Genomic DNA, 15,324 nt, shown 5'->3' with positions numbered 1-15,324 from the left:
TGTGTATCCGCGATCGGCTTGCATTATCATGAATGTCATGGATGACGATAACAAACCAAGCTCTTCAGAAATTCAGCGTCGGTTAGCCGATATTGAAGCCGTTACTGCCGCCATGAATCGCAGTCTTGGCAAAGCCATGCGCGAGCACAAGTTGATGGGGCGATCGGTGGTGGGTTACCGAGACGGGAAAGTCATGCACATTCCGCCGGAGGAGATTCTCGACTACGACGAAAACGGCGAACTCATTGAACCCAAGCCGGATCAAGACTCGTAGGGACTTACGCAAAGAATCGCGAGACACGTTCACGAAAGGCGCCGAGCGGAGCGGGTAATGTGAGTTCTTCTTCGGCGGTGAGGGTTTCGCTGCCTCGGTCGGTGTAGAATAACCGGGCGGTTTGGTCTTCGGGATCGAGCACGACGACGCAATCCACGCCAGCTTGAAGATACTCGGTGACTTTCTCGTGAATGTTCGGCCAACGATCGCTCGGCGAACGGACTTCGAAAACCACGTTCGGCGAGACGGTCGGATACCGCACGATTTCCGCACCCTTCGGAATGCGATCGTAACTGTGAAACATCACATCCGCCCCGCGAACCGTATCGGGATCACGCTCGGTGATCACGCCGGAATCCGCACCGGAAACGTGACCAACGTCGTGTTGGTCCACGTAGTTCTGCAGGTGCTGGCCGATTCGGATGATAATATGACCATGTCGATGTCCTGGTGGATTCATCGAAACGACCTCTCCCTGAATTAGCTCACAGAACTCCGTCGACGGAGTGGTTTCGAAAAACTCCTCGGCGGTGAGTAATTTTTGCTGGGTTGCCATGAACTTTTCTTTCCAAAGATGCGTTCACACAGGTGCGGGGACGATCCGTCAATCGCCGGGGAGAGGTTCGATGGTGACGCCTAGTGGAAACTTGACCGGGACGGAGGCGTATAAATCGTCGCCGAAGTTGCGGATTTGGTCGCGTTTCAACTCGGCCACTTCCAACGCTCCTGACCAAACCACCGCTCGACCTGCTTTGTCAATTTCACGCGTCAGGGAGAACGCTTTTTCCAGTTGGTAGCCGAACACTTTTTGCAAACATTCAATCACGTATTCGTACGTGTGCAGGTCGTCATCATGCACGATGACGGCATACGGAGGCTGCCGTTTGGTTCGGTTTTTGGTGTCCTCCTCCGGCTTTTTTTTCGGTTCGGCACTCGGACGAACGAGTGGTTCTTCGATAACGGCCGTGTCGGCGGCTTCGGAGGGAAACTCCGGCATATAACACTCTCTCCTGAGGTCTAAGAACCCGATGAGCTCGGGAATTGTCTAGTATGGATACATCTATGATGATCAATCAACCTGCAAGGTTGTCAAGAGGCGACTGATCAAGATTCACAAACCGCGATTTGACCCGCATTTTCCGGCGGGTGTATAATGACTGCGTTCAAGAACTATGAAGAATCTCATTATAACGGTGTCCGCGATGGAACGATCACTGCCTTTCCTGCGGAATTTCGTGGCCGCTCTATTTGCGACCTGCGTTTTGACGTGGGGCGTTTCCACGGTCTTTGCGGATGATCCACCACCCGACCAAACGGCCGAAACCGCTACCAATCCGCCGAGTGAAGAAACCGATTCATCCGTTGACGAGGATTCCACTCAGCGACCTGCGTTGTATTTGAAGATCCGCAGTCCGCTCGGTGATGCTCAGTTCGCTCGGGTCCGGAATGCAGCATTAAATCTGCAAAGCGAAGCCGAGCGACGTGGGCAGTCGGGGGTATTGGTGTTGGAGATCACGCCGGGAACCAGTCCGTTCTACCAAGTTCAGGGATTGGCAAGATTCCTGACGTCGACGGAAGTTTCTTCGGTGACGACCGTGGCTTGGGTTCCCGAAGACGTGACCGGAAATAATGTTGTTTTGGCACTCGGTTGTCGCGAGATCATCATGCACCCCGATGCGGAACTTGGCGACATCGGCCGAGGTGCACCACTCGACAAAGAGGAGCAGGGTGATGTTTTGAGTTTGGTGCGGAAAGGGCATAACCCGAAGGTTTCCGAAGCGGTTGCTTTGAAGATGATGGACCCCTCGGTGAGTCTGCTCAAGGTGAAGTATCGCGAAACCAAAGACGCACCGCCACAAACGGAGGTTGTGACCAGCGAGAACCTTCGTAGCTTGCAAGAAACGAAGACCACCGTGGAACCGCGAACACTTCTCGATGCGGGAATGAAAGGTGTGTTCACAGGGAAGACAGCACGCGATTGGGACGTGCTCGTCACGCAGACGGCCGAATCACGAGCGGATTTGGCGGACCTGTACGATCTGCCGAAGTCGGCACTTCGCGAGGATGCCACGCTCGGTGGCGAATTAAAAGTGCGACTGCTGCGAATCGACGGCGTGATTGACGGCCCGCAAGCGGCGTTCATCAAACGACAGGTGCAACGGGCGATCGGGCAGGGGGCAAACTTGCTCGTTTTCGAAGTTGATTCCCCCGGCGGTCATCTGGATGCGATGCAGGAAATTGCCTACACAATTTCCGATCTCGACCGGGAAACGGTCCGCACCGTCGCGTACGTTCCCCGAGACGCCATCAGTGCTGCCGCCGTGATTTCGCTGGCCTGCGATGAACTCTACATGCAACCGCACGCGAAAATCGGCGATGCGGGACCGATCGAGTTACGACCCGGCCAAGCGTTTGAACATGCTGGGGAAAAGATTGTCAGCTACATGCGGAAGCTGATGCAAGAACTCGCCGAGAAAAAGAACCGACCAGCTGCAATTATGAAGTCGATGGTCGATCGCAACTTGGAAGTTTATGAAGTCAAAAATCGGGACACGGGAGCCGTTTGGTTCATGACCGAGGACGAAATTCACGCCTCGAATGGAGAATGGATTCGGGGGGCGATCGTTCCGGAGTCTCGAAAAGAATTGCTGCTGACCATCAACGGAACCGAGGCACACAAGTACAAACTCGCGGAACCGCCGGTGGCGGATGAGAGTGAACTTAAAGAGCGACTCGGTGTGCCGCCGGATCAGAAACTGATTCCGATGGAGGAAACCTGGGTCGATTCGATGGTGTTCAACCTCAACAATCCGGCTTGGACGGGGACGCTATTGACGTTGGCGATGATTTGTCTGTTCATCGAATTGCACTTTATGACCGGCGTGATGGCTATTGCCTCCGCGTTGTTCTTTGCGTTGTTCTTCTGGAGCAAATACATGGGCGGAACCGCCGGTTGGCTGGAAGTGATTTTGTTCGTCTTCGGACTGATTCTGATGGCTCTCGAAATCTTCGTGATGCCCGGTTTCGGTGTGTTCGGGATTTCCGGCGGCGTGTTGTTGTTGATGTCCGTTGTGATGGCCAGCCAAACGTTCGGGCACTCCGAACCAGGTCGCGATATGGTCTTGCTCGCTCGAAATTTGACGACGGTAAGTTTGTCGATCGGGGCGGTGATCTTGATCGCGGTGGTGCTCAATCGGTTCTTGCCTCATATGCCAATTATGGGAGCGATGATCCTCACACCACCGGGCAGCCCACTCACCGCCGACGGTCCGCAACTCCGTCCGGATTTGATCAACGACGGCCCCGGTGCCGATCTGGTTGGTCTGGCCGGCAAAGCCCAAACGACGTTGCGACCGGCGGGCAAAGCGCTGCTCGATGGGCGGTTGGTCGATGTCGTTAGCGATGGCGGCTACATCGACACGGGCACCCCCATCGAAGTCGTACGCGTGGAAGGCAACCGCGTGATTGTCCGTGAAGCGTAATCTGGATTGGTCAAGGGGCGAGTGACCAGGGTCGAGGGCCAGAAAAACGATCCGATCCTTCGGTTTTGAATTCCGGCTCTGGTGCCTGGACCCTCGCCACTGGATCCTCATGAAAGGTCGAACCATGTATCCGTCCTCTGCTTTTTCGGATTCCCCATCTGAACCGCTAGGTTCGCCGAGCCAATCATACGATTCGACATCCGGGCATTTCACTATAATGGTTCGCCGAGTCGGTGCCGGTTTGCTGTTGGGCGCCGTCGCCGTGTTCGCAGCCTGCGGCATTCTCGACGAGGAATTCCCGTTGGTCTTGGGCGTGATTGCCGCCGGCGGTGCCGGTACGTTTTTGCTGTGGAGGTCGGGGCAGTTTGGTGGTTACGGCGATGAAGTCGAGCACTTCGAAATCAACTGGCAAGCAATCGGCGAGAGGCTGCTTCGCGCCGGTCAATCGCTCGGGGCGTTTGGAAAACGATCGGTTCGACGGCTTTATTTATTTGTCAGCCGCTTGTGTTTCTCGGCGATCATTGGACTGGGAACCGGCTTGGTGATGTTGGGAACGGCGGCGATGAATGACCCTAATTCGTGGCAATACGAAACTCTTCAGCGAATCGGCCCACCCATCGGCCAGTCAGCACTCATGGCCGGTTGCGTGCTGCTCATCACAATGGCGACGTGGTATCTGCTCGGTTTGCGGAAACTTCGCGATTGAGTGCATTGGTGGCCTATTGAGTTCGGTATTAATAACGAGTGTCGTCCTGCTCGCCATTAAAACGGTGCACCCAATTTCTTGTTTTTCCGATCACTTCGATCGTGACGGCTGGTTGAACATCGTCGATAGGAAGCATTTTCTGCAAACGATCCAGAAACAAATCAAGTTGTGCACTACGAGGAAGCAAGGATTTTCTTACGGAGCCGGTGATAAGTACATGATGTTGAAATGACCGAATCCAGAGCAGGCAATCATCGTTTGGTGGGGAGTAACCGTCCGTCATGTCTTTCGGCTTCGGTTTCGAACTTTTGGGGGTCACGCGACAGAGCCAGTCGTTATCCCTCCCGTAGCACGTGACCTCACACATGATGCCATTGAGCCTCATCGTTTGTGAGTAACGCGTCGACATTCGGATTCCCCCTTTGCTCACAGGACTTATCAATTCTCGTCGCCTTGCGGGTCGGACGTGACGGTGATTTCCTCGGCCGGTCCCTGTTTGTCCACGGAGACGCGGAGTTCTTTCCCGTAGTAATTCCGAGTGAACTCGCGCCAGAAGTTTTTGAACGCGAGTTCCTCTAGGTAGATGTAGGCAAAGATTTTGACGGTGATAATCAACGTCACAACGGCCAGCATCAAGAGTAACAGACTGACCACTTCACGGTGGAAGATCACAAACGCCATTCCGCTTCCCACGGCCGCCGGATGCATCGCTTGAGCCCATCGCATGAACGAGATCGACAACGCTACCGCCAAGGCGCACTGCACGGGAATCGGAAAGTAGCGTTCGTCGTTGCCGAGGTAGTCTCGGAGTCCGAACAACAACATGCACACCAATGCGGATAACGCATAGGCCAGCGTGATGGAGCGTAGACTGTTCGTTTTTTGCAGCGGGGCAAAGACAACGGAAGCCGCCGACGAACCCAAGCAGGCAAACAGGAGCAAGTCGTTCTGGTCGATCTCGAAGTAATTTTGCTCGACCGCAGCGACGGCCCACGCCACCAACCCGACCGCGATGCCCGCGATGAGGCCGTTGATCAGCCCGGATCGCCAGAAGCTCTCCCGCTCGATGCGAAAGAATTCCTGCTCGACCTTTTCCGCGAGTTCGCGTAGTTGTCGTCCGTAAAGCACTCGCACCGCGATTGTCCTTTCATCCGAAATCACTTCGGTGGTGGTTCCCGCAAATCATCGTGATTTTGCCGTTGAGATTCCAGGGTTCATTCCGATTCCCGGCAGATGGCTGACGGATTTGTGAAGACGTCTTCACCGAATGGATTGTGAGATCCGGATTCGATGGCGATACTGAAGATGTGAAAACCGGAACTTTGAACTCAGTAAACGAACAACCATGTGGAATCGCTCAACCATCGGAATTGCTGCTCTCATCGTTGGATTGGCTTTCAGCTTGGCCGGTTGCGGCGGAGGTGATGAGGAAGCAGTCAACCAGTCGGCTCCAGCGCAGTCACCGCCAGCGAGACCACAACCGCGAGTTCCGACAGTGCCATCAGTTCCCACGGTGCGGTCACCCGTTGTGAATCCGCCTCAACGACCGCAACGGCCGACGGCACCGAAGGAAACTCCGCCTCCACCGCCCAATTCGTTCACAATTTTGAAGGATTCACCACCCGGCAAAGACTTCAAGATCGCACCCGAGTCGGAAAATGCCAATCGGTTCGTCGCGGAAGTCCCGCAAAACGGATTCGATTCAAGCACCTTTCGACTTGAGTTCCCCGAGTCATCGGAGCCCGAACAACGGGGGGTATTGAATCCCGAGTTGAAGATTCCGCCGACAATCGAAATCATCGAGTCGGCCGGTTTTGACAAAGACGGTTTGCCCTGGCGCATTCGTACACAAGTTGATGGCATGGAGATGGCCCTCGTGCCTGCGGGAGCATCTCTGCTCGGAACACGCGGCGGAGAGGCCAACACGCAACCACAACTTGCAGTGGAGGTCGGTCACTTCTACATGGACATTCACGAAGTGACCGTCGCCCAATACGAGAAGTTTCACGCCGCCGCCGCGAAAGCAATTCGCGGCCGCAAACCAGACGAAGCCATCAACGAGAAGGATCCCGATAACCATCCAGCTTTGGGGGTTTCGTGGCGAGACGCGGAATCGTATGCGAAGTGGTGCGGGCAGGCTTTCGGTGGCAAGAAACTTCCGACCGAAGCCCAATGGGAAAAAGCCGCCCGGGGGACGCAGGGGTATCGCTATCCCTGGGGGAGCGAAAAGCCGTTCTGGTCTCGGTCGCGAAAACCCGGCCAGATCGATCCCGTCCAATCGTTCCGCAACGACGTCAGCATCTACGGAATTCACGATTTAGCCGGCAATGCGCGGGAGTGGTGTGCGGATTGGTATCGAGAAGACGCCTTTGGATCGGCTGCCAAAGCGGATGGCTCACCACTCACCGATTGGACCGGACCCAAATCCGGAAAGCCGGACTTCCATCATGTCATCAAAGGATCGGCCACGGATTGGATTGTCTGGCGACGCGATCACGGCCGCTCGACCGATCAACTGCCCGACGTCGGTTTCCGCTGTGTCCTGCCCGTCAAACTGCCGGAAACGAAACCGAATGCGGCAGTGAGTGCGAATGCAAATCGTTAGGGCAGTTGGCTCTGAACGGGCGTGGGGCTAGATCGTGGAGGCCTCGAAACACAATTCTTTGTGTGGCCTCTGAGACACAAAAGACCGCAAGGCAGCTTCGGTTGCGAATCACTACGGTTGATTACCGCACTTGCTCTCTATAATTTCCGACGTTGGAAGACTTCAAATAGGGAGCTGGAGATTCGTGAGCGAACGTCAACATGTGGTTGTGGTCGGTGGCGGGTTTGCCGGGCTGAATGTGGTGCGGTCGCTGCGGAAGGCGGACGTTGATATCACGCTGCTCGATCGGCACAATCACCATTTGTTTCAGCCGCTGTTGTATCAGGTGGCGACGGGCGGGTTGTCGCCGGCGAACATTGCGGCTCCGCTGCGAAGTGTTTTTCGTCGGCAGAAGAATTGCGAAGTGCAACTCGCGGAAGTGACGGGATTCGATCCGGACAATCGCAAGGTGATTCTCAAGGACGGTGAACTCGCTTACGACATGCTCGTGGTCGCGACGGGAGCGGAGTACAACTACTTCGGGCGAGATCGCTGGAAGAATTACGCCCCCGGTTTGAAGAGCATCGAGGATGCGTTGGAGATTCGACGACGCATCTTGTCCGCCTTCGAAAATGCCGAACGCGAACTCAACCCCATCAAACGGAGACAATGGCTGACCTTTGTGATCGTCGGGGCTGGCCCGACCGGCACGGAACTCGCCGGAACGTTGGCTGAGATTGCCCGTCACACATTGAAATCCGAATTTCGGCATATCGATCCATCGGATGCACGGATTTTGCTGGTCGATGCGGGACCGGCAGTGTTGTCGAGTTATCCGCCGAAATTATCCGATCGGGCGCTCGCTGATCTCGAGAAACGCAACATCGATGTCCGCACGAATCAGATGGTGACGGAAATCACCCCGACTTCGGTGACGCTGAAATGCAACGACGATGTCGAAAAGATTGCCTGTCATACAATCATTTGGGCAGCGGGCGTGCAAGGATCACCATTGGGGAATGCGCTCGCGGAAGCGACCGATGCCTCAACGGATCGGAGTGGTCGATTGATCGTCGAACCGGATTTGCGAGTTCCGAAGCATCCTGAGATATTCGTCATCGGCGATTTGGCTCGCGTGGACTCCGAAGACGGTCAAGCGTTGCCGGGCTTGGCGCCGGTTGCGATTCAGGAAGGCAAATACGTTGCGAGCGTGATTCAATCCGCTTTGAAGAACGAGCAGGATGTGTCACCGTTCCGGTACAAAGATCGTGGCACGATGGCGACAATCGGACGCGGTTCGGCGATTGCGGATATCAAAGGCTGGAAATTCACCGGGTTCATGGCCTGGATGATGTGGTTGGTGATTCACCTAATTCAGATCGTTCAGTTTCAGAATCGGTTGCTGGTATTGTTTCAGTGGGCGTGGAACTACATCACGTTTAATCGGTCGGCCCGCTTGATTACGGGAGTTGCTCCAAATTGGGAAACCACACCGCGAGTGGAGGCCGAACAAGAAACGGACTCGGTGAAATCGCCCGTTGCTGAGAACGTTTCTTCCTGATGTGCCAATGAAAAAAACGGCTACCGAGAGAACTCGGCAGCCGCTTCTGGAGGACGACGGTTGGAAAGCCGTCGATCAGGTGAGTTGGTTATCGATTACTTTTGCACGCCGAACAGGTCGTTCAGTTGCTCCCGACGAGCGGTTGGTTGTTGCTCTTGAATTCGGCTGGGGAAGTAGTTTCCGGCAGCTGGTTTCGGAGGAGCGGAAGGAAGCGGTTGGATGCTTTTCGCACCGCTTTTGTTCGGAGTGACGGCAACTTTCGTTGCAGGTTTCTTGGCCATCGTGCCAGCCGGAGCGTAGGCAGTCCGGGTGTTGCAAGCAGCACAGGCACCGCAAGCGGTGGTCGTGCAGCCAGGCTTCATGTTGCGGCAGTTCGTAGCGGTCGTGCAGACGGGCTTACTAACTCGCACAGGAGCACAAACCGAGGCGTTGCAAGGAGCCGCACAGGTCGGTTCGGTTGCACAGCCTTTGTCTTTCTTGCTGAAGCAAGAGAAGAGACCTTTTTTGGCCGGTGTGGCACAGGTTGGTTCTTTGACGCAACCGTTCGTCGGAGCACATCCAACAGGTGCACAGCCTTTGTCATCTTTCTTGCTGAAGCAGGAGAAGAGACCTTTTTTGGCCGGTGCGGCACAGGTTGGTGCTTTGGTGCACACGGCTGCAGGAGCACTGCAGGCAGGAGCACAACCAGCTGGTGCACAGCCTTTGTCTTTCTTGCTGAAGCAAGAGAAGAGACCTTTCTTGGCCGGTGTGGCACAGGTTGGTTCTTTGACACAACCGTTTGCCGGAGCACATCCGACAGGTGCACAGCCTTTGTCGTCTTTCTTGCTGAAGCAAGAGAACAATCCACGTGACTTCGATGTGGTAGCACAACCTTTCGGAGCACAAGCGGAGTCACCGCAAACCGGTTTCGTGCTGCAAACGGTTTTCGGAGCACAAGCTGAGCCGGTTGTGCAAACCGGGGCAGGAGCGGCACAACCGCATTCGGCTTCCTTCTTGCCGAAGCAGTCGAACAGTCCTGCTTGAGACTGAGCAGCGAGTCCGACAACCATCAGGCTCGCGACGCTAAAACAACGGATCCATCGCATGTTTCGTATCCTTCCCTTGGAATCGAAGCAGGTGTCTGCACAGACCGCACCGCCGAAGCGGAGGTGACAGCCGCGTTAGGTGTGCCTTGGGTCGCGACTTCGCAGGCGGCCCTGCTTTGGCATCCCTTTCGGTGTCGGAAACTCACGGCCAGGCCGCTCTCCATTTTCCGACAGTACACCGAAGGGTTGTTTCTGACTTTTTGATTGTCTCGCAGAAGCGGGTTCTGCGGGGCTGGTGAGTGGTATCGGCGGCAACTCGAAACACCCTTGAACTTCTTAAGTTGCTAAATCCCAAAATAGTTACGTCAACCATCGTGATGATTGTGACGCCTGGTCCGGTTAGGAAAACTTTACGGCCTCAGAATGCCCCGCGAGCGGCCGATTGCCGTGATTTTGGCCAAATCTGGGTGGTCTGCGACGAGTTTTCGAATTGAAACACAAGTTGGGAATGTGCGGATCGAACCTGCCAACCCTCGGTAGGAGCGTGTAGATGGTCGTCAAAGGCGGTCTGAACAGCCGTCCGAACACGAAAAAACCGGCTATCGGGAGGGCCCGATAACCGGTTCAGATGTCACTTAGAGCAATCAGTTCACGTCGAATTACGACTGAGTGATCGTTGGATCGTCGTCATCCAAGTCGCTGCTAGCTTCTTCAGAGGCCGATTCCGCGGACTCTTCCACAGCTTCGGCAGGTGTTTCGGCCGTTCCCGACTCCTCAGCAGCTGCTTCGGACTCCGCGGGGGCTGCTTCTGATTCGGCCGGTTGCTCGCCACCGATTGGCATTTGGAACAAGGGACCAGCACCTCCACCGGTTCCACCCAGCAGTGGTTCGCTGACTGCTCGGCCACCTTCTGGTTTAGCACCGGCAGTCGTCGCGGCGGCTTCTTGTTCGATTTCTTCCAAGTCGCCTTCGAGTTTCCGGCTGAGGCCAATCTTGCGATCTTCGATATCGACTCGCAGGATACGAACTTCGATTTCCTCGTCGACTTTGACGACTTCTTCGGCGTTCTCGATCTTGTCGTCCGAGAGTTCCGAGATGTGCAGCAAGCCTTCGAGTTCCGGCTCGAGTTGCACGAACACACCGAAGTTGGTGATCTTCGTGACTTGGCCGGTGACAATCGTACCGGGGCGGTATTTGTCGGGGATGGTCGTTTCCCACGGATCGTTTTCGAGTTGCTTCATGCCGAGTGCGATCCGTTTGCGATCTTCGTCGACCGAAAGCACGATACAGCTGATGGCATCGCCTTTCTTGAGCATCTCGTTGGCGTGGGAAATCTTTCGGGTGTGCGACATATCACTGACGTGCAGCAACCCGTCGACGCCTTCTTCCAACTCAACAAACGCACCGTAGTTCGTGAGGTTGCGAACCGTACCCTCGATCTTGGTACCGGTGGGGTATTTCTCGGCGACATGATCCCAAGGGTTGGCTTGGGTTTGCTTCATACCGAGCGAAATTTCCTGCTTGTCGGTATTGATACCCAAGACAACGACGTCGATTTCATCACCGATGCTGACCAATTCACTCGGGTGATTGATGCGTTTGGTCCAAGACATTTCGGAAATGTGAACCAAACCTTCGATGCCGTCTTCCAACTTCACGAATGCCCCGTAGGTCATGATATTGACCACTTCGCCGCGAACTTTCTCGCCGACGGGGTATTTCTCGGCCACATTGTCCCAAGGACTGGGCTGAAGCTGTTTCATGCCGAGAGCGATCTTCTCGCGTTCCCGGTCGATATTGAGGATCTTGACTTCGATTTGCTCGTCGATCTTCACCTTTTCGGTTGGGTGACCGATGCGGCCCCAACTCATGTCGGTAATGTGCAGCAAACCGTCGATACCACCAAGGTCGACGAAGGCACCGAAGTCGGCGATGTTCTTGACCACGCCGTTGCGGACGTCGCCTTCTTCGATTTGCGAAAGCAATTCCTCTTTCGCAACGCGGCGGCGGTCTTCGATGAGTTTACGCCGCGAGACAACGATGTTCCGTCGGCTTTCGTCGATTTTGAGAATCTGGCACTCGATATCTTTGCCAATGTAGTCGGCGATATCGCGAGGCCGGCGAATATCGACTTGGCTGGCCGGGAGAAAGACGTTGACGCCGATATTGACGAGCAAACCGCCTTTGATCTTCCGCACAACGTTGCCGGTGACGACGTCGCCTTCGTCGTGGGCGTTGATGACCTTTTCCCACTCCCGGATGCGGTCGGCTTTCCGCTTGGAAAGCATGATCAAGCCAAAGTCGTCTTCGACTTCTTCCAGCAACACTTCGCAGGTATCGCCTGGTTTGGGCTCTTCTGGGTCTTCCGACCATTCATCGAGCGGGACAATGCCTTCGCTTTTGTAACCGATGTCAATGAGGACATCGTCACCTTCGATGCGAAGGACTTTACCTTCCACGATGGTATTGACGTCTGGAGCATCGCCAACAACGACGTCATCCCAATCGTCGAGGTTATCTCCCAAGTCTTTGAAGATATCCTCGAGAGCGTCATCTTCAACTGCAAACTGCCGAATGAGGTTCCTGTCAACCATACCGCGATGTGTTCCGTTCCCGTTCAATCCGCAGGTAAAACCGTAGAAACCGGTTTTCCGAACGCTGCGAACCGTCAAGCGTTAGGACTGATCCCCCAGTGTTCTCCGTCCCAAGGAACTCCTTGAAAACGGCTTGGATGAACAGTCAGCCAATCCCCAAACCGACCGACACACCACGCGGTCTGTCATCCCAAGCGGTTTGGTGGAATTGCGTCAATATAGTTGACAGAACCAAATCGGGCTAGGGAAGTTGGGTGGGTTTTTGGGATTGAGCCTCGTGAGAGGCAGTCGAACGTGGTCCAGACCCAAGGATCTACTCGATCGGCTCTGGTTCTTCCACGCGGAGTTCGCGAAGACGTTCCAAGGCACGATGGGTGAGGACTCGGGCTCGCTCTTTACTTAGTCCAATACTCTCACCGACTTCGGAAAATGTTTGTGGACTCGGGGTGTTCAGGCCGAATCGCGACTTCAAGATGCTCTGATCCCGTTCGGGAAGCGTCGTCAACATTTCGCGGGCCAATCGGCGACATGCCTGTGCTCGCTGTTCTTGCTCCGCTGGCAAGACGCGGTCTTCGGGGACGGCGTCGAACTGATGCCATTCTCCCTGAGTTTGTCGACGAGCCAGTCGCGTTTGGCGTTTCCCGACTCGTCGGTAGTGGTTTCGCAGTGTATGACTGGCATATGTGCTGAAACATAAACCGCGGGAGACGTCGAACAACTCCACAGCCCGGATTAACGGCAATGTGGCGTCGGCGACCAGTTCTTCGAGAGTGTCTTCGGCATCCGCAAACGGCTGAGCCATCGCAACCGCCAATCGCAAATTGGATTCGACGATTACATTCCGAATCTCGGTGGCTCGCTGGAGATGTTTGGCATGATTGCGATGCCAATGTTCGTCGCGTTCACGCGGTTTGACCGACTGCTCCATGCGAGCCGCTTGGAACTTCTCGAAGTTCATCCGGCAGAACAGATCGTGCTCCACGGTTCTGGTGAGTGGTGGCCGAACACATAACCGCCTCAGTCCCGCCGACCGACCTCGCTCGGAAGAATCAATCGCTGGGCAACTTGGGATCGGTTGCAACGCCTGAATTTGTGCGGTGGCGTCTGGTTGGTGAAACATCGGGTGATCAACGTATGAAGTTCCGATGCGGTCTGAATGAGAAGGCGTCGGGCGAATCATGGATCGGGTTCCCAATTGTTGCGGGATAGCTCATGTGCAGCAAAATTCAACGTTTCCTTTCTAATGACCGCAGTATTGGTCAAGGATTAACACGCTTGGTCAAATTTCTTCCGCTAAGACATGCACACAGCTTGATGCGACCTCGACATGATTGGCTTCCGCATACAATTCATGGAACAAATGGAGAACCGTGTCCTCTGGAACTTTGATGTTTTTGAGGCGTTGTTCCAACAACTTGGACATTCGTGGATTGGTTCCGCACCATTCGGATGTGGATTTTAGAAAAGTTCGATCAAGTTTCTCGATCTCGGCGACCATCGGCGCAGTTCTTGCGAAAGGAGAGCCGCAACAGGTTTTCGTGCGGGCAAGTGACACTTTTACATCAACAAACTTGCAAGCGAATACGAATACAAACGCTTCAGGAGAGCGAAACATATGTTGGGACTCTGGACGATTTCCGCCATGCTAGGTGGATTAGTAGCGATGGGCGGATGGGAGTCGTGGCGTCACCGCCGCAACTTGAAATCGATTCCAATCCGCATTCACGTCAATGGAACTCGAGGGAAATCAAGTGTGACGCGTCTTATCGTCGCGGCACTCCAAGAAGCTGGAATTCGGACGGTCGGTAAAACGACTGGAACACTGCCACGACTGCTATTACCCGATGGCACCGAACAGGCGGTTGAACGTGTTTCGTCAGCGAATGTTATTGAGCAACGCGGTATTGTGAATGCAGCTCGGCAACATGGTGCCGAAGCACTTGTGATCGAGTGTATGGCATTGCAACCACAACTTCAGTGGCTCTGTGAATGTAAGCTCGTGAACGGCACGCATGGTGTGGTTACGAATGCTCGGGCAGACCACCTTGATGTCATGGGACCAACCGAAGTTGATGTCGCAAAGGCGTTGGCAAATATGACGCCCTGCGGCGGCAAATTGTTCACAGCCGAACGCAAACATCTCAGTGTGTTCGCGCACGCCACGGAGGATCGTGGTAGTCAATTAGTCCCCACAACTCGCGATGATGTCGAAGCCATCACCGATGAGGATATGTCTCCCTTTCCCTATGCTGAACACAAAGAGAATGTCGCACTCGTATTGAGTTTGTGTGACGACTTAGGGATCGACCGTGAAACCGCATTGCGAGGGATGTGGAAAGTTCTCCGTGATCCCGGTGCGATGACATCGCACGAAGTTGATTTCTTTGGTCGACGAATTGTCTTCTCAAATGCGTTCGCTGCGAACGATCCCGCATCGACTGAGACCGCTTGGGATACATCTATCAAAAATGCCGGTCGAACAGAGACTAAGATCGCATTGATCAACTGTCGTTCAGACCGCCCGGATCGCTCGTGGCAAATCGGAGAGGCGTGCCCGAATTGGCAACCGGCCGACTACTACTTATTGACGGGAACCGGCACACACGTCTTCACACGTGCCGCCATCAAGAACGGGCTTGATCCGCAACGCATTCTACAAGTCGATGACAGTGACATCTCGAAGATTTTCGAAACCATTGTCGAAGTCGGCGGAGAATCAGCAGTTGTCGTCGGTATGGGAAATATCGGTAAACACGGTTTAGAGATTGTGCAGTTCTTCAAGAACCGCAGCGTGTTGCCATCGCAGCGTCGCAAGCGGAAGAAACGAGTTCAACCTGTCAATCGGATTCGCCGCATCGAGACAGTGGCATCGCAACCCAAGCCCAAGACGAACGGACACAACACTGGGCGAGCTCGTGAACTCGCAGTCGCTTCACTGTCAACCGAATCTGATCACTTTCTTGGTGAACAAGACGAAGACTAGCAGATCAAGTTTGTGCCAAGGATCGAACTGTGTCTGCGCACAATGAGTTGCTAGTCAGTCTGTGTGTTACAGATTGTTCATAGGTTAACGCGAACACTTAGTTGAATCATTTCAC

General features: G+C 54.6%; 14 protein-coding genes. 6 read left to right on the top strand and 8 right to left on the bottom strand.

The features are described 5' to 3' along the window. Positions 1–28: 28 nt before the first annotated feature. The gene (locus G6R38_RS21255; RefSeq protein ID WP_166830797.1) at positions 29–274 is read left to right on the top strand and encodes a hypothetical protein; all 246 of its coding nucleotides are present in this window, start codon (positions 29–31) and stop codon (positions 272–274) included. A gap of 4 nt (positions 275–278) precedes the next feature. Here G6R38_RS21255 and G6R38_RS21250 read toward each other — a convergent pair whose 3' ends face one another. Together G6R38_RS21250 and G6R38_RS21245 are read right to left on the bottom strand one after the other, a co-directional pair. After that, entirely contained in the window at positions 279–830 is a 552-nt protein-coding gene (locus G6R38_RS21250; RefSeq protein ID WP_166830796.1) for a Uma2 family endonuclease, read from the bottom strand. 48 nt (positions 831–878) lie between these two features. Beyond that, on the bottom strand, positions 879–1,271 hold the full coding sequence (locus G6R38_RS21245) for an ATP-dependent Clp protease adaptor ClpS (RefSeq protein WP_166830795.1): 393 nt from the start codon (positions 1,269–1,271) through the stop codon (positions 879–881). Between the two features lie 205 nt (positions 1,272–1,476). Between G6R38_RS21245 and G6R38_RS21240 the strand changes: the two genes are divergently transcribed. Together G6R38_RS21240 and G6R38_RS21235 are read left to right on the top strand one after the other, a co-directional pair. Further along, complete coding sequence (locus G6R38_RS21240; RefSeq protein ID WP_166830794.1) at positions 1,477–3,756, top strand: NfeD family protein; 2,280 nt, start codon at positions 1,477–1,479, stop codon at positions 3,754–3,756. Between the two features lie 217 nt (positions 3,757–3,973). Continuing rightward, on the top strand, positions 3,974–4,462 hold the full coding sequence (locus G6R38_RS21235; protein ID WP_166830793.1) for a hypothetical protein: 489 nt from the start codon (positions 3,974–3,976) through the stop codon (positions 4,460–4,462). 28 nt (positions 4,463–4,490) lie between these two features. Here the strand turns inward: G6R38_RS21235 and G6R38_RS21230 are convergent, their stop codons facing one another. Together G6R38_RS21230 and G6R38_RS21225 are read right to left on the bottom strand one after the other, a co-directional pair. Further along, on the bottom strand, positions 4,491–4,745 hold the full coding sequence (locus G6R38_RS21230; protein ID WP_166830792.1) for a hypothetical protein: 255 nt from the start codon (positions 4,743–4,745) through the stop codon (positions 4,491–4,493). 155 nt (positions 4,746–4,900) lie between these two features. Then, positions 4,901–5,596: an HPP family protein gene (locus tag G6R38_RS21225; RefSeq protein WP_166830791.1), complete on the bottom strand. Its 696-nt coding sequence runs from the start codon at positions 5,594–5,596 to the stop codon at positions 4,901–4,903. A 211-nt stretch (positions 5,597–5,807) separates the two neighbouring features. Between G6R38_RS21225 and G6R38_RS21220 the strand changes: the two genes are divergently transcribed. Both G6R38_RS21220 and G6R38_RS21215 read left to right on the top strand, forming a co-directional pair. After that, entirely contained in the window at positions 5,808–7,067 is a 1,260-nt protein-coding gene (locus G6R38_RS21220; protein WP_166830790.1) for a formylglycine-generating enzyme family protein, read from the top strand. A 184-nt stretch (positions 7,068–7,251) separates the two neighbouring features. Beyond that, positions 7,252–8,607, top strand: a complete 1,356-nt coding sequence (locus tag G6R38_RS21215) for an NAD(P)/FAD-dependent oxidoreductase (protein WP_166830789.1) — start codon at positions 7,252–7,254, stop codon at positions 8,605–8,607. Positions 8,608–8,702: 95 nt separating this feature from the next. Here the strand turns inward: G6R38_RS21215 and G6R38_RS21210 are convergent, their stop codons facing one another. The 4 genes from G6R38_RS21210 to G6R38_RS21195 all read right to left on the bottom strand — a co-directional run bounded on the left by G6R38_RS21210 (position 8,703) and on the right by G6R38_RS21195 (position 13,649). After that, the gene (locus G6R38_RS21210) at positions 8,703–9,692 is read right to left on the bottom strand and encodes a hypothetical protein (RefSeq protein ID WP_166830788.1); all 990 of its coding nucleotides are present in this window, start codon (positions 9,690–9,692) and stop codon (positions 8,703–8,705) included. Positions 9,693–10,291: 599 nt separating this feature from the next. Then, the gene (gene rpsA / locus G6R38_RS21205) at positions 10,292–12,226 is read right to left on the bottom strand and encodes a 30S ribosomal protein S1 (RefSeq protein ID WP_166830787.1); all 1,935 of its coding nucleotides are present in this window, start codon (positions 12,224–12,226) and stop codon (positions 10,292–10,294) included. Positions 12,227–12,539: 313 nt separating this feature from the next. After that, the gene (locus tag G6R38_RS21200) at positions 12,540–13,346 is read right to left on the bottom strand and encodes a sigma-70 family RNA polymerase sigma factor (RefSeq protein WP_166830786.1); all 807 of its coding nucleotides are present in this window, start codon (positions 13,344–13,346) and stop codon (positions 12,540–12,542) included. A 159-nt stretch (positions 13,347–13,505) separates the two neighbouring features. Next, complete coding sequence (locus G6R38_RS21195; protein WP_166830785.1) at positions 13,506–13,649, bottom strand: hypothetical protein; 144 nt, start codon at positions 13,647–13,649, stop codon at positions 13,506–13,508. 192 nt (positions 13,650–13,841) lie between these two features. Here G6R38_RS21195 and pgsB point away from each other — a divergent pair, with 192 nt between their 5' ends. Continuing rightward, entirely contained in the window at positions 13,842–15,209 is a 1,368-nt protein-coding gene (pgsB, locus tag G6R38_RS21190; protein ID WP_166830784.1) for a poly-gamma-glutamate synthase PgsB, read from the top strand. Positions 15,210–15,324 lie beyond the last annotated feature (115 nt).

The organism is Thalassoroseus pseudoceratinae, from assembly GCF_011634775.1.
GTDB lineage: Bacteria > Planctomycetota > Planctomycetia > Planctomycetales > Planctomycetaceae > Thalassoroseus > Thalassoroseus pseudoceratinae.
This window is presented reverse-complemented; position numbering and strand designations above follow the sequence as displayed.